The following is a 17,196-nucleotide window of genomic DNA, read 5'->3' as shown; positions in this document are numbered from 1 at the left end:
GCGCGCGCCCGGCGCCCATCGGGAGTGTCCGCGTACTGGCGTCCCGTCGGAGCGCACGTACGGGCGGACAAAAGGCATGTGATCCTCCAACTGGTGGTGGTGTTTCCCCGCATCGCCGCCATGCTGGTGCCCGGCACTGACAGCCGGTCACTCCACAACCGTCAACTGGCCTGGTTTTAGTGAGCGTTCAGGCCACGCCCCGTGCATTCGGAGAGGTTCTCGGCTTCTCGCTCTCCCGGTCCGGTCAGAACACATCCCCGTCGAGCGCATCTGCCGCAAACCCGCAAAGGGGCTGTTCCACCAGGGAGATCCGGTCAGCGGTGGCTGCCTGGCATCTGCCGGGGCACCGATCGCGTAAGGGCCCGTCCCCACGGGCGAGAGGTGGCGGAATCAGCCATTTCCGCTATTTGTCGGCCTGACTCGACGAAAGCGGGCGCGGGCAGCGTGCAACGACTGCGTGAGGAGGCCGGGCCTGGCGGGGCCGGCGTGGTTGGGGCCGGGGTTCCTTTGCTCCGTCCCGTCAGGTGCTCTCGGCTGCATTCGCTGCGGACCGGAGGCGTCGGGAGCCACAGGCTCGGGGCCCAAGTGCAGGTTCGGGCGGGGGTCAGCACTCCCCCGCCCCGGACTGGCACTGGCACTGGCACTGGCAGATGCAGCCGTGCTCGGGTTGGCGGTCCCGTGCGGGGTGCGAACGGACACGGGACCGCGTACCCGGCCGTCCTGTCCGAGCCGAGCAGGCGGAGCGACTGACGGGCGTGCAGCGCACTCGGCATGCTGGGATGGAGGGGCGCAGCCTCCGCCCTACGGCGCAAGTCCTGTGCACCGTAGGCATTTTCTGCCTTCCGGGCCCTGCTGCGGTTGCCGCCCTCCCTTACGGGTGAGACCGTCCGTGTTCTGTATGCGTCGTGCACGGGGGACGGTGCTTTGTTCCGTCCATGATGGGGGGCAGGGTGTGGCGGTCGCTTCGCCTCTGGGTGATCCTGATCGGCGTGTCGGGGGGTGGGGCGGGCGCGGCGCTGGCGGCCTCGGTCTGGCTTCCAGCAGGGTGGACGGCTGCCGTGGGTACCGTTGCCGCTGCAGTGACCGGTGTCTTCGCCGACGAGGCGAGGACCGCGCTCTTGGCGCATCGTCACTCTGCGGCTGCCCGTAGGAGAGAGCTGGCCGGTCGAACGCAGCGGGTGCGGGATGCGATGGATCCGATCAGTCTGGGCGTCCATCCCGCGGCGTCGCGCCGTCATCCCGGCCAAAGGTCCGAGCAGGTGCCTGCCTTCGTCGAACGCGACCGCTTCGACGACATCGTGCGGCGGATCAGGCAGGGCGGCTTCGTCCTGATCGTGGGGGCCTCGACGGCCGGCAAGTCCCGGCTGGCCTATGAGGCCATGCGGGTGGCGGTTCCCGACTTCCTCCTGCTGCAGGCGCGGCCGGCGGAGGACCTGCAGGCGTTGTCCTCCGCTGTCGGCGCGGCCCGGCGCTGTGTGGTGTGGCTCGACGAGTTCGACCAGTTCCTGCGGGCCGGAGGCATCACTGTGGAGATGGTCAAGACAATGCTCACCGGTCCGGAGCGGCAGGTGGTGCTTCTGGCGTCGATGCGCAGCAAGGAGTACGACCGGTACAGCGCGCGGCAACGCGACGTCACCGACGCGGCGACCTGGCGGGCCGGCCGCGAGGTTCTGCTGCACGCCGGTGAGCCGGTGGAGCTGGATCGTCTGTGGTCACCGCAGGAAATCGGGCGAGCCCAGGGGGTGGATCGGGATCCGCGCCTGAAGGCGGCGGCTCAGGCATCCGACCGGTTCGGGATCGCAGAGGTGCTGGCCGCAGGTCCGGAACTGCACAACGACTGGATGCACGCCTGGCAGGCGAATGAGCATCCGCGCGGCGCCGCTCTCGTCGCTGCCGCCGTCGATTGCCGGCGCATGGGCCTGCACCGGCCCGTGGGCACCTCGCTGCTGGTGCCGTTGCACGAGACCTACCTGTCTGCTCGTGGCGGCGCCGTCCTGCGTCCGGAGCCCCTTGAGGACGCGCTGGCGTGGGCGACCGCGCCGGTGCAGGGGGCCAGCAGTCTTCTGCTGCCTGATCAAGGAGGGTATCTGGCGTTCGACTACTTGATCGACCTTCCCGGGCTGCCGGCCATACCCGAGAGCAGCTGGGGTGCACTCCTTGCCGCTGTCACGCCGCAGGACGCCTTCGACGTCGGTTGGGCCGCTGTGGACCTGATGCGGCCGTCCGTCGCCCTGGCGGCTTTCGACACCGCCCGCCGCCATGGGGTACCCGACGCCGGTTATGCGCACGCCATCGCCCTGGGCAACGCAGGACAGCCGCTGCCGGCCGTACGCCTGCTGCGTCCGCTGCACCAGCAGCGTGATGCGCAGCTCGGCCCGGATCACCCCGACACGCTCGCTGCCCGTCATGACATAGCCCGATACCTCGCCGAAGCGGCCGCCTCTCGGAAGCCGTCGCTCTCCTGGACCGCCTCGCCCTGGACCGGCAGCGCGTCCTGGGGCCCCGCCATACGGCGACTTTGGTGACCCGCAGCAGCCGAGCCAGGTTCCTGCGGGAATGCGGAGACGCCCCGCAGGCACTACGCCTGTTTCAAGAACTGCTTCCCGACATGACAGCGGTCCTGGGCCCGGATCACGTGGCCGTTCTGCTGGCACGTCAGGAGTTGGGCCGAACCCTCGGCCGAGCGGGCCGGACCTCCGATGCCCTCGCCTGTATCACCGAGGTACTCAAGGACCAGGAGGGTCTCCTGGGCGCGGCGCATCCGTATACGCTCAGCACCCGCTTCGAGCTGGCACTTCTTGTGGCCCGCTCCGGCGACCCCCGCAGGGCCATCCGCCAGTTGCAGGCTCTTGTGGGGGACCAGGAGCGTATTCTCGGCCTGCATTCGCGCACGCTGAGCACCCGGCACCAGCTCGGCAGACTCCTGGCGCAGACCGGTGAGCCGGACCGTGCCCTGGAAGTCCTGTCAGAGGTGCTGCGTGATCAAGAACGCTTCCACGGCCCCGACCACCCCCGCACTCTGGCAACCCGATACGACCAACTCCTGGCCGCACGCCACACACAGGGACCGCAGGAAGCTGCGGCCGTGCTGGCCGCTCTCCAGGAGGACTGCCGCCGGGCATTGGGAAGCACGCATCCTCTGACCCGGACGGTCACCACAGCCACGGGAACCCCATGACCCGAGCCCCCGCAGAAGGCGCGCGCACGATGGTGTTCTGTGCTCTGGCCGGACACGGACGACTGCCGTCGGCACGGTCGGGGATCTCCCGGGGCAGACTCTGCAGATGGCGGTCCTCATATCGCTGCGCAGCGTCAGATACTGCCGTAAGGGGGTGACAGCTACAGGCCGAGTTCGGCAAGCATGGCCTGGCGCTGCGCGCTGAGGCCGGAGCGGCGTCGGCGCAGGTTGCTCAGCCATTGCCCGAGGCGCACCGGCTCACCCTCGATGCTCTCGATGTGGCGTTGGGGAACGTCGAGATGGCCTTCTCTGTCCTTGAAGGCCCGTGCGGCGGCCACGGCGCGCCGGAAGGCCCTCTCTCGTGCCGGCGTCCCGGTGCTGTCGTGTGCCGTCGGGACGGCCGTGGCGGGCGGCAGACCGGTTCCGAGGTCGTCGAGGAGTTGGCGTTGTCCGGGGTGGAGGCGGTTGGCCTGGTCACGCTGGCTTGCAAGCCACTCCCCTGCTTTCGCGGCGCCTTCGGGCTCCCCGAGGCCGAGGCGGACGGCGTGGTAGGCGCGTTGCCAGGTGATGGGCCAGGGGGGATTCCACCACTGGTCGAGTGCGGTGAGGGCGGCGGTGCGCTGGGTGGTGAGGTGGTGGGCGCGGGTGCGCTGGGTGGCGAGCCAGCGGCCGAGAGGAAAGCCGTCGTGCATCTCGTCGACGGGGACAGCGAGGTGGCCGTGGCGGGCCGCGTAGGCGGTGGCGTGGGCGAGGCCGCGTTCGAATGCCTGCTGGCGGGGGGCCCAGATGATGCCGAGGCGTTCCAGGGCGTGGGTGCGGGCCGGGTCGAGGGTACCGGTGGTGTGCAGGTGGCGCTGCCAGGTGAGCCAGCGGCCCAAGGGGTAGCCGGCGGTGTCCTCATAAGTCTGGGGGACGTCGAGGTGGTGGTGGGTACGGTGGTAGCGGCGGGCGGCGGCAAGCCCGCGGCGCCATTCGGCGCTCTTGGGAGCCAGGACACGCAGGGAGAGGGCGAGGGCGACTTCCTCGGCCTGCGCGGGCCGGTCGAAGCGGAGCCAGGCCTCGGGGTCTTCGGGGGGCATGGTGGGGCGGTGGGTGCGCGGGTCGGCCAGGCGGGCCTCGAGGCGGTTGTCGTGGGCGCGCAGGGCCTGGATGGTGCGCCACAGGGGGGTGTAGGCGTCGGCGCCGAGGAGGTCGTCGGGGTCTTCGTCGGGCGTGAGGTAGACGGGGACGACGAGGGTGGCCTTCTTGCCGGCGCCGGGGGCTTGGCGCAGGGCGCGGCCAACGGCCTGGACGGTGTCGACGGGGCTGTTCTTGGGGTCGGCGAAGACGACGGCGTCGATGGCGGGGACGTCGATGCCCTCCCCCAGTACGCGGGCGTTGGACAGGACGGCCGGGGTGTCGGGGGTGGTGTGGGAGGCGAATTCGAGCAGGAGGCGTCGGCGGACCTGGGGGGCGTGGTGGCCGCTGATCCAGTCCGCCCACAGGTCCTTGGGGCGGAGTTCCTCGGGGAGGGTGGCGGCGGTGCCGTGCAGGGTGGTGGCGAAGGCGCGGGCGTCGGCGACGCGGTGGTGGAAGGTCAGGACGCGCCGCAGCCGGTGATCGTGGATGGCACGCAGGGCGGCGACCTGGCGGCCGGCCAGGCGCAGTCCGTCGACGCCGGCGCCGGGTCCGGTGGCCAACCAGTCGCGCAGGTCTTCGTCGGTGACGACGGGGACGAGGATCTGGTAGTCGGCGAGCAGTCCGAGGTCGATGGCGTCGGAGAGGGTCAGCCGGTAGGCGACGGGGCCGAAGAGGTTTTCGTCGTCCATGGACGCCACCGCCTCTGCCCCGTCGGCGTCCGGGTCGTCTTCGGGGTCCCAGATGCGGGGCGTGGCGGTCAGGTAGAGGCGGCGGGCCGCGGGGACCTGGTCGTCGTGGTGGACGGCGGCCCAGGCCTTGCCCAGGCGGCCGGCGGTGCGGTGGGCCTCGTCGACGACCACCAGGTCCCAGGGAGGCAGGCGGTGGTCGCGGTGGGCGGCGACCACCGCGGGCAGGGAGGCGTAGGTGGCGTAGGCGGTGACCGGCCCCGGGCGGGGGGTGGTGGTGAGGGCGGTCAGTTCGGCAGGGTCGGTGGTCAGGGGGGTGTCGGCGCCGAGCGGCTCGTGGTCGAGAGCCTGGCGGGCCGAGCACACCGCCACCGTGGTGCCCTTGCGGCCGGCCAGATGCCAGGAGCGGATCGTCTGGGACAGCAGGTCCAGCGTCGGCAGCAGCACCAGCACCCTCCCTCGCGGGGCGATGCGGGCGGTCGTGCGGGCGGCGATGAGCGTCTTACCGGTGCCGCAGGCCGCGATCACGCTCGCGCGGGGGCGGTCGCGGAGCATGGCGGTCGTGGCCGCGACGGCTTCCCTTTGGTGGGGCCGCAGTTCGATGTCGGAAGCCATGAGGGTGTGCTGCTCCGGGGTCGGTTGAGCGCTTGGCAGGGGCGGGGCAGGAGCCTCGCCCCTGCCAAGTGCAGGCTATTCGGCTGCTTCGGTCAGGTGGGCGAGGGTCGATCCGGCAGGGTCTTTGCGGACGTGCAGACGGTGGGTGATCCGGCGGCGCAGTTCGGGGACGTGGCTGATGACGCCGACGGTGCGGTCGTGGGCGCGCAGGGAGTCCAGGACGTCGAGGACCTTGTGGAGGGTGTCTTCGTCGAGGGTGCCGAAGCCTTCGTCGATGAAGAGGGTGTCCAGGGGGTTGCCGCCGGCTTCGTGGGTGACGACGTCGGCCAGGCCGAGGGCGAGGGAGAGCGAGGCGAAGAAGGATTCGCCGCCGGAGAGGGTGTCGGTCTTGCGGGGGCGGCCGGTCCAGGAGTCGGTGATTTGCAGGCCGAGGCCGGAGCGGGCGCCGCGGGCGGCTTGGTGGTCGGAGTGGGAGAGGGTGTAGCGCCCTTCGGACATGATGTGCAGGCGGGTGTTGGCGGCGGTGACGACTTCTTCGAGGCGAGCGGCCAGGACGTAGGCCTCCAGCTGCATGCGGACCCGGGCGCTGGGTGAGTTGCCGGTGACGAGTTCGGCCAGGTGGCGGGCGGTGCTGTGGGACTGTTCGAGCGGTTGCAGGCGCTGGACGGCGGCGTCAAGGTCGGCGGCCAGGGCGGTGAGTGCCTGGCTGCGGGTGTGGGCGGCACGGGCGGCGGCGGCCGCGTCGGCGTGCTGGTCATCCGCGGCGGCCCGTGCGGCTGTGGCGGCGTCGGGGTCGGCGGAAGGCTGCGCGGCGGCCTGCTGCAGTGCGGGGTTGTCCAGGACTGCGGTGTGGGTGGCGCAGGCTTCGCGCCACTGGGTGATCTCTTCTTCGATGGCGCGAAGGTCTTTGTCGCTGAGCAGGGCCTGCTGGGCGAGTGTCAGGGTGTCGAAGCCGTGGTCTTTGGCGGCGTGGGTGGCCTGGTCGGTGCGGTGTGTGAGGGTCTGGACGGCGGCGGCGAGGCTGCGGGAGGCCTCGGCGGTGTCTTTGAGACGGTCGGCGGTGTGGGTGAGGTCGTCGGTGTGTGCGGCGACGGTGGGATGGGTGCCGCGGGCTGCGGTGAGCTTGGCGGTCAGGTCGGTGAGTTGCTGGGTGAGGGTGTCGTAGTGGGCGTTGCGGGCGGACAGGCCGGCCGTGGCGGTGCTGTGCTGCTGGGTCTGGGCCGTGTGTTCGCTGTCGAGTGTGAGGAGTTCTTCTTGGACGGTGCCCTGGTCGGTAGCGCGGTCCAGGGCGTCGGTCAGCTCTGTGGTGAGTGTGGTGTGCTGGGTTTGGAGGTCGGTCAGTGGGGTGTCGCCGGCTTCCCCGGTGGCGGTGGCAGCCTGTTCGCGAAGCCCGTGGAGGACAGCTGAGGCGGCCTTCTGTGTGGCCTTGGCCTGCTCGTAGAGGGCTTCCGCGTCCTGTTCGTCCTGGCGTGTGGGCTGCCCTTCCTGGGGAGCGGCGGGTGCGGGGTGGGTGCAGGATCCGCAGACCGGGCAGGGGGTGCCGTCGGTGAGAGTGGTGGCGAGTTCGGCGGCCATGCCTTCGGTGCGCCGACGGCGGACGTTGAGGTAGGTGTCGCCGGTCCGGCCGGTGGCTGTGTCTGCGTCGGCCAGCTGCTGTTCGGCCTTGGCGATCTTGGCGAGGTGGGTGTCGCGGCGTCTGGCGGCTTCGAGGCGGGTCTTGAGACCATCCAGGGCGGTCTGGTGGCGGCGGCCTTCTTCTTCGGCCTGGCGGGCGGCTTCGCGCCGGGTTTCGAGGGTGCGGCGCCGGGAGGGCTCTGCTTCGAGCCAGTCCTGGGCGGCTCGTTGCTGGGTGGTGAAGTCCTGCCGTTCGGCGTCGGTGCGCTCCAGCTCGGCGGTCAGCCGGCGGACGGTGTCCTCTTCGGGGATGAGGGCGGTCAGCACGGCGGCTTCGGCGCGCAGGCGCTGCTCGGTGGTTTCCAGCTGGCCGGTGTCCAGGCCCTTGTGTTCGGGCAGCAGGTGCTCGCGGGCGGTGCGTTCGGCTTGCTGGGCACGGGTGTGGTCGTCTGCGGCGGTGTCTGCGGCGTGCAGCAGCGGTGCTGCTTGCTGGGCACGGCGGGCCTGGTCGCGGCGCTGGGCCAGTGCGTCCTGGTGCGGGGTCTGTTCCTGGAGCAGGTCGAGCTGTCGGCGGGCACTGGTGTAGGTGGCCTGCTGCTGGTGGAGTTCGCGGGCCGCCGTCTCGAGGATCTGCTGCCCGGTCAGGTTCGCCTTGGCCGTTGCGGCTGCCTGGAGCGTCTTGTCGTGGTCGGTGTGGCTGGCGCGGAGGAGATCCTGGGCCCAGGTGCGGGCGGGCTCGGTGAGGGTGTGCGGGTCGTCGGGGGTGGGTGGCGTGTACTGGGTTGTCAGGTCGGTTCCGGCGGCCTGGTGGATGCGTTCGGCCAGGCGCAGCACGTCGTCGCGGGCGGCGTCGCGGTTCTTCTCCGTGGTGCGGCTGTGCTCGTTCAGCCAGCGTTCGATGAAGGAGAAGCGGCCGGTGCGGAAGAGTTTGCCGAGGAGGTCTCGTCTGCCGTGGGCGTCGGCGTGGAGGAACTTGGTGAATTCGTTCTGCGGCAGCAGAACGACCTGGCAGAACTGGTCCCGGCTCATGCCCAGCAGGTCGGTGATCTCGAGGGCGGCCTCCTGGTGGGATTTGCTGGATGGCTCCCACCGGCCTTGGCCGTCGGTGTCGACGGCCCATTCGCTGAGGCGGGTTTCGGCCTTCTGCGAGGTCTCGCCCTCACCGGACCGTTTGGGGCGCATCTGGGCGGGGATCCGGTGGATGAGCAGGCGGCGCCCTGCGAGGGTGACCTCAAGGGTGACTTCGGTCAGGAGGCCGGCAGAAGCGTGGTGGCTGCGCAGCAGCAGGTCGCGGTCGCCGGGTGGTTTGCCGTAGAGGGCGAAGCAGATGGCGGCGAAGATGGTGCTCTTGCCGGCGCCGGTGTCGCCGTGCAGGAGGAACAGGCCGTCGGGGGACAGGGCGTCGAAGTCGATGGTGTGGGTGCCGGCGAAGGGGCCGAATGCCTGCAGGCGCAGGGTGTGCAGGCGCATGTCAGACGGTTTCCTTCTGCTGCTCGTTCAGGCGGGAGGCTTCGACGGCCTGCTGGAGCAGGCTGTGTTCGTCCGGGGTGGGGTCGGTGCCGCGCATGCTGTGGATGAAGTCGCCGGCGATGTCGAGGTCGCTGCGGCCGCGGATGCGCTGGCTGTAGGTGGGGGTGTCGGTGGCCTGGGCGGGGATGAGGGCGGGCTGGTGCTTGAGGCTGGCGGTGTGGGGGAAGCGGCGGCGCAGGCGGGCCATGGCCTCGAAGGGCAGGGCGGTGTCGGTGAGGGTGACCTCGAGCCAGGCGTCCTTCAGTGGCTCGTGTGCGGGGTTGGTCAGGAGGTCTTCCATGAAGCCGGTCACGCGTTCCAGGCGCCGTGGCACGGGGCAGGGCCGGTGGGTGAGGGCGGGAACGGCGCCCGGGGCGAGGTCGACCAGGGTGGTCGACTTGGTGTGGCGGGCTTCGGAGAAGGAGTAGGCCAAGGGTGAGCCGCTGTAGTGGATGCGGTCGGTGACGCGCTGGGGGCCGTGGAGGTGGCCCAGGGCCACGTAGTCGATCCCGTGGAAGACGTCGGCGCCCACGTGGGCGACACCGCCCACGGCGATTTCGCGTTCGCTGTCGGCCTCCTCGCTCTCATCGCGTTCCTCGGGCAGCCCGGTGCCGGGAGTGACGAAGGCGTGGGCGAGGACCACGGACCGGGTGCCGGCTGGCTGGTTGTTGGTGAGGTCGGCGTGGATGCGGTCCAGGGCTGCGGTCAGCACGGCGCGGTGGGAGACGGCTTCGGCTTCCAGGCGGTCGCGGACCATCGACGGCTCGAGGTAGGGAATGCCGTACACGGCCACAGGGCCGTCGGTGTCTTCGAGGACGACCGGGACGTCGCAGGTGCCGGGATCCGTCCTCAAGTGGATGCCCGCGCGGGCGAGGAGGCCGGATCCGACGCCGAGGCGGTGCGCGGAGTCGTGGTTTCCGCTGATCATGATGATCGGCACGTCGAGGTCGGCGAGCTGGTGCAGGGCGCGGTTGAACAGGCGTACGGCGTCCAGGCTGGGGATGGCCCGGTCGTAGATGTCGCCTGCCACGAGGATCGCGTCGACGTGCTCGGTTCGGGCGGTGCCGACCAGGTGGTCGAGGAAGGCGTCCTGGGCGGGGATCAGGTCTTCTGTGTGGAACCGGCGGCCCAGATGCCAGTCCGAAGTGTGCAGGAACCGCATGAGCACAGACCGTAACCAGCGGGAGGACGGTGGCGGGCTGTTTTCCTGATAAATGCTGTATCAGCTGTGAGCAGGGTGCTGGTGGTGGGTGGTGCTGCACCGGTCTCGCCGTGGGTCGCCGGCGTGGGCGGCGCTGCCGGGTGATTGTCAGTGGCAGGGGGCAAGATGCTCGGTAGGGGGAAGGAGGATGTGATGTCGTTATCGCGTTCTACCAACGCTGAATCCGCTGCGGCGCCGAACGGTTGCCGCTGGTGCGGGATCGAGGCCCGAGGTCACGGCCGGCAGCATGTGGCGGAGGCGGGCTGGCACGCGTGGACGGCTCCGACGCTGCAGCAGCGCAAGGAACGCATGCTGCAGCGCCGTGCCGGCAAACCGGTCAGGAAGCCAGGTCCTGGATGCTCCTGAAGGCACTCCTCAGCTGTGAGGGGACGTCCTCGGCCTTGGTGAGGGTGGTCACCAGCGCGTAGAGCATGTCGTCCTTGCCGTCAGGGCTTGTCTGATCCGCCTGCTCTTTGACCATGGTCAGGACGCGGCCGCTGAACTTCCCGCCGCGGTGTGCGGCGAAGTGCTCGGTGGTCCACTGCGAGTCCGTGGGCCGAGGCCAGTGCGTATTGGCGGCCGCGGCCCACTGGGCATCGGTGAACAGTTCCTCGAGCTCGTTGAATCCGTCGGCCTCACCGACGTAGGAGACCTGGGTGGCCAGGTCGAGCCCGGTCCGGATGAGCCGTTCTGTCTTGAAGTGCTTGTTGGTGCGGCTGTCGGCGTCGACCATCAGCATGACGGTACGGCGGTTCTTGACGAGGTAGCCGGCCAGGTGCAGGGCTCCCTCGTTGTTGCCGCAGGCCCACAGGGCGATGCCGGCCGCCTGGAGGGAGATTCCCTGGGAGAGGCGGAACAGCAGTGGCAGGCGCTGCTGTTCGGTGGGGCCTTCCACGGCGAGGAAGCACCGCTCGTGCAGGAGAACGGAGTTGCGCAGCCCCACCGCGGCGGCGATCTGGCCGAGATGGAAGTCGACTCCGTCGTGGGACTCGTCCGCCAGGCGCTCGACGATGGTGCGGCCGCTCTCACCGAGGCGGAGGTGGACCACGTCGGCGATGTCGACACCGTCGATGAGATTCATCGAGTGCGTGGCGACCACGACACTGACGTGGGGCAGGGCGCACTGCTTGCGGATGATGTCCATGACGGTGCGCTGGTGCCGGTAGTCGAGGTGGGTGTCGGGCTCGTCGTAGACGACGATGGTCTGGGTCGGCTCCTGCTCGCTCCTCTCCCCCGCGGTCAGTTCGCTGTTCTCCAGCAGGTTGCTGGTCCACTCCCACACGGCGAGCGCGATCCGGCGGTTGCTGCCCTGGCCGGAGCGCGTGAGGTCGACGGGTTCCCCGTCGGCCCTGGAGACCTCCAGCGGGGCCCGCTTGAAGCCGCCCTTGAAGGAAACCTCCGGTTTGACCTGCACACCGACGAATTCACGGCAGTGCCGGCGGATGTGCTGGCACAGGGAGTCGGCTTCCTTCTCCAGGCGCTGGGTGACTTCCGCTTCGATCTCCCGCACACGCCCTTGCAGGGTCTCGTCTTCCAGATACGACTCGTAGCAGTTGTTCAGCGCGGTGCGGACGGCGGCGTCCGGGCTCTCGTCCCTGCCCCCGAACGCCAGTAGGCGGGGCAGTCTCTCCTGGAGTTCCCTGGTCAGGGGCTGCCACTGCTCGACCTGGGGTGCCGTGGCCGCGTAGGCGTTGAGAGCCTGCACCAGGTCGTCCTTCAGGGACCCGGCCGGATTCAGCGAGAACTCGGCCACCAGCTCGGCCAGTTCGCCCTTCAGCATTCTCCCCACGTCATGGAGACGGCTGTCCGCCGGCCGGGAGCCGAAGTACTCCCACCGGGCCGTCTGCCCCTCTTCGGCAATACGGCGGATCCGGGCGGTCCGCGGCAGGGCAGTGGCCGCCTGCTCACCGGCATCGAGGGTGAAGACGCCCTCGACCCATGTCTGGGAGCAGCGGCCGCCCCCACCACCCTCCGTCTAGACATATGTACGGTCCTCGTCCGTCAGCCGGTGGTCTCCCAGAAGGAAGGCCAGCGCTGTGAGCACAGCACTCTTGCCCCCGTCATTGCGGCCGGCCAGGATCGTCGGGCTGCTGACGGGAATGTTCTCCACCTGCGCTAACGAACGGAAGCCGCACACGGAGAAACGGGTGAGGTACACGGTCGAACTGCTCCGAATCTCCCTCTCCGTATGGAGTGGGTGTGACGTGCGGGAGTGCCTGTACGGGTGGGGTGGATGAGTACCCGTAACGGGCCGTCATCCTAGAGGGGCTGTCGGCGACAACCCGGCGATTTGGGTCAATCCATCGATCTCAACCTGACTGGACAGACACCAGCCGACAGACCTGATAAAGGGGCACGGTGACGTGGCCCTGTCGGGTGCAAAGGGCTGTCCGGCCCGTCTCCGCCAGGTGCACGGCCGGAACCTGCGCAGTCGGTGTTCAAAACGCTCGCTGGGCACCTGACTGCGGCTGTCGGCAGCCGCGCCGTCTGGAGGAGCGCCGGTGCGGTCCTCGCCAGACCAGGCTCCGGGGACCGGCCTCTGACAAAGATCCACGCAGCAGCGAAGCCGTGCCCCCACCTGGGGCTGTTGCGCTAAGTTCGCTGATGCTCTCAGCCGCCTGAGAGAACACAGTCCCAGTCGGACGTGTCCCGCGCACGCACGAGCGGGTTTCGGAACGGGGCGGCGCACGACGGCAGCAGAAGCCCGGGAACAGCAGAAACAGGACGAGTACGGCCGCGACGGTCGGGACGCTGCCGCGGTGACGGCCCTGGCAGGTGGCGACAGCGGCATCAGTCATGCGGTGCTGTCGATGGTCGGCCGCCCTCGCTTGCGTCGCTCCGGAGATCACGTCAGGTCGACGGGGCCTCGGGAACGGTGCCAGTTCGGTTCCTCGATGTCGTGGATGTGGACGAGCAGGAGATCCGGAGCGGAGGTGTTGTCGGGGATGACGCTGTTCCGGAGGGAGACCCATACGTACGTGCCGTCCCGGTGGGTGAGCCGCAGCTCCGCTCTGCCTCCTCTGGCGGGTGTAGTCAGTAAGGCGTTCCCATCCTCGGGATGGACGAGGTCGGAGAACGTATAGCGACGCATTTCCGTGGCCGATCTGCCCAGCATGTGGCACAGAGCATCGTTCGTGCGTACGACTCTGCCCGGCTGTTCGTCGTGCAGCTCAGTCACCGCCATGCCCGAAGGTGCGTACTCGAAGGCTTCCCGGAAGGATGCCTCGCTGGCGCGAAGTGCCTGCTGCTCGCGCTCCAGACGCGCCAGCGCGCGTTTCATGTTCGCCTTCAGCTGGGCGTTGGCGATGGCAACCGAGGGCACTGTCACGTTGGCGGACCGGTGGGATGATCTTCTGGTTGATCAGCCTGGGAAGGGTCGTCCGTGGGGAGCTCGTCGCTGTCGTACAAGGGACACCGGTACCCGGTCGAGGTCATCTCCCACTGTGTGTGGCTGTACCACCGCTTCCCGCTCAGCTTCCGCGAGGTCGAGGAGCTCATGCTCGAGCGCGGCGTGACCGTCTCCTACGAAACGGTGCGCCGCTGGTGCGCCAAATTCGGGCAGGCCTACGCCAACGCGCTGCGCCGACGGCAGCCCCGGCCCGGGGACAAGTGGCACCTGGACGAGGTCTTCATCAAGATCAACGGGCGGTTGCAGTACCTGTGGCGGGCCGTCGACCAAAACGGCAACGTCCTGGACATCCTGATGCAGAACCGGCGAGACAAGGCCGCGGCCAGCCGTTTCTTCCGCAGGCTGATGAAGAGGACGGGCGCGGTGCCGCGGGTGGTCGTCACCGACAAGCTCCGCTCCTACAGCGCTGCCCGCCGCGAGGTCATGCCCTCCGTCGAGCACCGCCAGTCGAAGTACCTGAACAACCGGGCGGAGAACAGCCACCAGCCGACCCGGCAGCGTGAACGGGCGATGAAGGGCTTCCGCTCCGTGGGCGGGGCCCAGCGGTTCCTGTCCGCGTTCAGCGGTGTCTCGCCCCACTTCCGGCCCCGCCGCCATCTGATGCCCGCCCGCGACTACCGAGCCGAGATGACCATCCGCTTCGCCATCTGGGAGCAGATCACCCGCGTCGCCGGCCTCACCACCGCAGCCTGAGCACAGACCCGGCTCCCAAGCCCACCCTGCCCCCACGCGCCGTCAGGCAGTCACACACCCAACAACGTGACAACGCCGTTCCGGACAGTGATGTGGAGGGTGTGCAGGGGCTGGGCCCGTGTGGGTCGGACGATCTCGAACCACTCGGCGCCCTCTCGCAGATGGTGGGTGATGCCGCGGTAGTGGCGCCAGCCGAATCCGATACCGGTCTGCCATGTGGTGTCGCTGTAGCGGCTGCCGATGACGGGCTCGCCGTGGAGGCAGACGGAGTCGAGAGGCCGGGCGGTGATTCGAGGTGGGCGAGCGCCGCTGCTGCGGCGCGGCGCAGCGGGCTGGTGTCGGTCCAGCGGGGTGAGGGTCTCGATGGCTGCGGCGTGGGCAGGTTCGGCGTCAGGCAGCTGGAGCTGCTAGACAGTGACGGCTTCGCGGTCGACGAGGTCGGTGAGGGTGATGCGGACCGGGCGTGGAACCCAGCGGTCGATGCCGTCGAAGGCTTCGATCATGTGGTCGCGCGGGGCGCGGCCTGCCTCGGGGGCGGGGGTGATGGCGGCGAGCCGGGCACGGGCGGCGTCGACGGGCTCGCCCCTGGTCCAGAGCAGGGTCAGTTCGAAGCCTTCCGCTTCGAGGGTCTTGCGTTCGCCGAAGTGGATCTGCAGGCCGCGGCTGTTGCCCTTGAGTGCGCGCTTCATCGATGCGGAAGGGTCGCGGCCGTAGGACAGGGCGCTGAGGAATTCTGAGGTGAGTCGGTCGTCGGTGCGGTGTTCCACGATCATGTCGACGTCGGAGGGGTTCAGTGCGCCGCATGCGTACGATCCGAAGACGAGGATCTCGTCGACGAGGTCCAGCGGCCAACCTCCCGCCTCCAGGCGGTCGAGCATGTCGTTGAGGAGCGTGGTGGCGCGCTCGCGTTTCACGCGTATACCTCCGGGGGTCGGTTCGGGTGCCGGCGTCGTGGCTTGTGGTTTCAGCCGCTCTGCTGTGAGGCGGCGGGGGCTCGGGAGACGATCGTGCTGAGGGGCCCGGTGTAGGTGGTGCCCAGCGCGGTCACGGTTCCGGGAAAGGGTCCCCGGCCGTGGCGCAGGGCACTGACGTAGTTTTCGGGCAGGAGCACACGGTCGCCGACTACGAGTGCGCCGGGGCCCCTCCAGCGGTATCCGTAGCCGTCGACGGTGACGACCTGGTCGCCGTCGACCTCGAAGCGGCGGTTCATGGCGTCGAGTTCTTCCCACAGGCCCCGTATCTGCCGCTCAAGACGTTCGACCTGGGCAGCTCCTGCGCGTTGTCTCCACTCTCGTTCTTGCGCCCGGCCTGTCTGAAGGCCCTGCTGGTAGGCATCCACGAGGGCCATTCCGGGACCGGAGAACTGCGCGCGGCAGGGGGCGCCGGACTTGGTGGGGCGCCCGCAGGGCCGGTGATGGATCTCTTCGAACACGGGGGGTCCTCCCACGGTGGTGGAGTGTGGGCGCGGTGGCGCACTACGCGATGGTCGGTAGCGTGGCCACCGGCTGGGAGAGGGGCTCTGGGATGCAGGCGGGGGGCCTGATGCCGGCCTGGGTGCAGGTCAGGGCAAGAAGCTGGAGGTAGCCGAGTGAGGCGGGGCGCCCGGGGAGCTTGCCGGTTGCCTGTTCGAAGCGCTGGAGTGTGGCGGGCTTGATGTCCAGATGCCGGGCGGCGTCGTGGAGGCCGAGTCCTGCGGCTTCGCGGGCTTTCCGGAGAGTTTCGGCATTGTCGTGCCAGACCTGTGGGGCGGTCTCGGTGTCCTCCCGTGCAACGGCTGCGCGGGCCGTGGCGAGCGCGGCCTGGATCCGGTCGCTCTGGGGGCCGAGCAGGAACCGGGCGAGCCGGGCGGCGGAAGCGTCGCGGTCGACGCCCTCGCTCCAGGGCTGGGAGGCCTCTGCGTACACGCGTCCTCGGGCCTTGGCGCAGTCCTCGCGCTCGCCCGGGGCGGCACCGTAGGCGCGGTGCCGGTTGCTGGTGCAGGCCAGCGTGCTGTCCTTCGCCAGGTCCATGTCCCGGTCCCCTTCGTCGGGTTCGAGGCGGGCGATGACGTCCCGGACGTGTTGGCGCTCCTGCGGAGAGAGAACGCTCGCGAGGGCTTCCGCGGCGGCCTGGGCTTCGGGCCGGCCGGCCGGCTCGAAGCCGCCGCCCCAGGCGTGGGACGCGCGTCCTCCGTCCGCCTTGTGGAAGGCCACGTCAATGGCCTCGAACGTGTGAGGGCTCCAGGTCTGCATCATCAGGAGGATTTCCCGCCATGCCTCGACCCGGGCGGTAAGCGGTGTGATTCACCTCCTGCCCGTCGGTGGTGCCGTGATCCGGTGTGGAGGAGCCAGTCGGTGAACGCCGGCGGGCGTCGGGAGTCGTGAAGATCCGTGTCCGCGAACCACTGTGCTGCCCGCACCACGCAGGCGTGGGCGTGCTGGATGACGGCGTACCAGCCGAGCAGTGCCTCCCGGTAGTCATCGACGTACCGGTCCTCGGAGAAGGTGCCGGTCTGTGCGCGGCAGTGCTGCGGGCATTGCGCCGCATCCACCCGGTAGAGGGCGGCCCGGGTCTCAGGGAACGTCAGCAGGGCGGCGTGCAGGTGCTCGTATTTGGGGCCGAGGTTGCGGCGCTTTTCGAGTCCGCGCTCGATGAAGGCGGAAAAGCGGGGTTTCTCCCGCCAGCGGGCAGAACCCCCACCGGCACGGACGTCGTCCTGCCAGGCGCCGGTTGCGATGACCTCCCGCAGAGACGAAGCCACGTCGCGACGTAGAGCCGCACCCCAGGTGATCAGGACCGGCAGGCATTGGGGATCGTCGCCCAATGCGGACATCACCAGATTGGCATCGTCATGACGGTGCAGATGACGCTGGAACACGTACGCCCCCTTGAATGCAACGGCCCCCAACTGCCGCCAGGCCGTGGCATGGTGGCAATCTCCCATCTTGCACGAGGGCTATGACATCCGTGCCAGCTCTCCGGCTGATGAGGTCATCGAAGCGGCAGGTGGGGAAGTGAAGGTCCTCGTGCTGGCGACACCAGCCCTCTGAGCAATGGTGCGAGTGCACCCCCAGGTGAGCAGTACGTCACCCGCCCTATTCTGGGGACGGAACCAACCCACCCCCGCCTTGTGCCCCGCTCCTAAGGACCGCGCCGATGCGCTAGACCCACCTCCAAGGCGTCCGCGTCCCCA

Annotated in this window: 12 protein-coding genes and 1 pseudogene; 3 read left to right on the top strand and 10 right to left on the bottom strand. The window is 69.6% G+C overall.

What is annotated here, in order from left to right; all coding sequences use genetic code 11:
• Nucleotides 1–1,190 precede the first annotated feature (1,190 nt).
• Nucleotides 1,191–2,525 (top strand): hypothetical protein, encoded by a 1,335-nt coding sequence (locus ACZ6D7_RS38335; protein WP_469500987.1) that lies wholly within the window; start codon nucleotides 1,191–1,193, stop codon nucleotides 2,523–2,525.
• Complete coding sequence (locus tag ACZ6D7_RS38330; RefSeq protein WP_469501078.1) at nucleotides 2,420–3,178, top strand: tetratricopeptide repeat protein; 759 nt, start codon at nucleotides 2,420–2,422, stop codon at nucleotides 3,176–3,178. The genes ACZ6D7_RS38335 and ACZ6D7_RS38330 overlap by 106 nt, the downstream gene beginning before the upstream one ends.
• A 161-nt stretch (nucleotides 3,179–3,339) precedes the next feature.
• On the opposite strand, the gene ACZ6D7_RS38325 is transcribed toward ACZ6D7_RS38330, so the two are convergent.
• The 6 genes and pseudogenes from ACZ6D7_RS38325 to ACZ6D7_RS38300 form a co-directional block, all read right to left on the bottom strand.
• Nucleotides 3,340–5,598: a helicase associated domain-containing protein gene (locus ACZ6D7_RS38325; RefSeq protein WP_469500985.1), complete on the bottom strand. Its 2,259-nt coding sequence runs from the start codon at nucleotides 5,596–5,598 to the stop codon at nucleotides 3,340–3,342.
• Nucleotides 5,599–5,673: 75 nt separating this feature from the next.
• Complete coding sequence (locus tag ACZ6D7_RS38320; protein ID WP_469500984.1) at nucleotides 5,674–8,682, bottom strand: AAA family ATPase; 3,009 nt, start codon at nucleotides 8,680–8,682, stop codon at nucleotides 5,674–5,676.
• Between the two features lies 1 nt (nucleotide 8,683).
• Nucleotides 8,684–9,883 (bottom strand): exonuclease SbcCD subunit D, encoded by a 1,200-nt coding sequence (locus tag ACZ6D7_RS38315; protein ID WP_469500983.1) that lies wholly within the window; start codon nucleotides 9,881–9,883, stop codon nucleotides 8,684–8,686.
• 376 nt (nucleotides 9,884–10,259) lie between these two features.
• Nucleotides 10,260–11,702 (bottom strand): ATP-dependent nuclease, encoded by a 1,443-nt coding sequence (locus ACZ6D7_RS38310; RefSeq protein WP_469500981.1) that lies wholly within the window; start codon nucleotides 11,700–11,702, stop codon nucleotides 10,260–10,262.
• A gap of 195 nt (nucleotides 11,703–11,897) precedes the next feature.
• A complete protein-coding gene (locus ACZ6D7_RS38305; RefSeq protein ID WP_469500979.1) occupies nucleotides 11,898–12,080 on the bottom strand; it encodes an AAA family ATPase in 183 nt (60 codons plus the stop codon).
• Nucleotides 12,081–12,797: 717 nt separating this feature from the next.
• Nucleotides 12,798–13,238, bottom strand: a pseudogene (locus tag ACZ6D7_RS38300) (PAS domain S-box protein); the annotation flags it as partial.
• A gap of 66 nt (nucleotides 13,239–13,304) precedes the next feature.
• Here ACZ6D7_RS38300 and ACZ6D7_RS38295 point away from each other — a divergent pair.
• The gene (locus tag ACZ6D7_RS38295; RefSeq protein ID WP_469500978.1) at nucleotides 13,305–14,024 is read left to right on the top strand and encodes an IS6 family transposase; all 720 of its coding nucleotides are present in this window, start codon (nucleotides 13,305–13,307) and stop codon (nucleotides 14,022–14,024) included.
• A 407-nt stretch (nucleotides 14,025–14,431) separates the two neighbouring features.
• On the opposite strand, the gene ACZ6D7_RS38290 is transcribed toward ACZ6D7_RS38295, so the two are convergent.
• From ACZ6D7_RS38290 to ACZ6D7_RS38275, 4 genes are all read right to left on the bottom strand, one after another.
• Nucleotides 14,432–14,938 (bottom strand): hypothetical protein, encoded by a 507-nt coding sequence (locus ACZ6D7_RS38290; RefSeq protein WP_469500976.1) that lies wholly within the window; start codon nucleotides 14,936–14,938, stop codon nucleotides 14,432–14,434.
• A 50-nt stretch (nucleotides 14,939–14,988) separates the two neighbouring features.
• Nucleotides 14,989–15,234, bottom strand: a complete 246-nt coding sequence (locus ACZ6D7_RS38285; RefSeq protein WP_469500975.1) for a hypothetical protein — start codon at nucleotides 15,232–15,234, stop codon at nucleotides 14,989–14,991.
• A gap of 265 nt (nucleotides 15,235–15,499) precedes the next feature.
• A complete protein-coding gene (locus tag ACZ6D7_RS38280) occupies nucleotides 15,500–16,258 on the bottom strand; it encodes a helix-turn-helix domain-containing protein (protein WP_469500973.1) in 759 nt (252 codons plus the stop codon).
• Nucleotides 16,258–16,881, bottom strand: a complete 624-nt coding sequence (locus ACZ6D7_RS38275; protein WP_469500971.1) for a hypothetical protein — start codon at nucleotides 16,879–16,881, stop codon at nucleotides 16,258–16,260. The genes ACZ6D7_RS38280 and ACZ6D7_RS38275 overlap by 1 nt, the downstream gene beginning before the upstream one ends.
• Between the last annotated feature and the right edge of the window lie 315 nt (nucleotides 16,882–17,196).

Source organism: Streptomyces sp. NPDC041784 (assembly GCF_055591025.1).
The sequence above is the reverse complement of the archived record's forward strand: the minus strand, read 5'-3'. Positions and strand labels throughout refer to the sequence as shown.

Excerpts from the sequence above, each read along its gene's own strand:
- ACZ6D7_RS38335 (WP_469500987.1), top strand. The coding sequence starts at position 1,191 with ATGGATCCGATCAGTCTGGGCGTCCATCCCGCGGCGTCGCGCCGTCAT.
- ACZ6D7_RS38325 (WP_469500985.1), bottom strand. The coding sequence starts at position 5,598 with ATGGCTTCCGACATCGAACTGCGGCCCCACCAAAGGGAAGCCGTCGCG.
- ACZ6D7_RS38320 (WP_469500984.1), bottom strand. The coding sequence starts at position 8,682 with ATGCGCCTGCACACCCTGCGCCTGCAGGCATTCGGCCCCTTCGCCGGC.
- ACZ6D7_RS38315 (WP_469500983.1), bottom strand. The coding sequence starts at position 9,883 with ATGCGGTTCCTGCACACTTCGGACTGGCATCTGGGCCGCCGGTTCCAC.
- ACZ6D7_RS38310 (WP_469500981.1), bottom strand. The coding sequence starts at position 11,702 with ATGCTGAAGGGCGAACTGGCCGAGCTGGTGGCCGAGTTCTCGCTGAAT.
- ACZ6D7_RS38285 (WP_469500975.1), bottom strand. The coding sequence starts at position 15,234 with ATGAACCGCCGCTTCGAGGTCGACGGCGACCAGGTCGTCACCGTCGAC.
- ACZ6D7_RS38280 (WP_469500973.1), bottom strand. The coding sequence starts at position 16,258 with ATGATGCAGACCTGGAGCCCTCACACGTTCGAGGCCATTGACGTGGCC.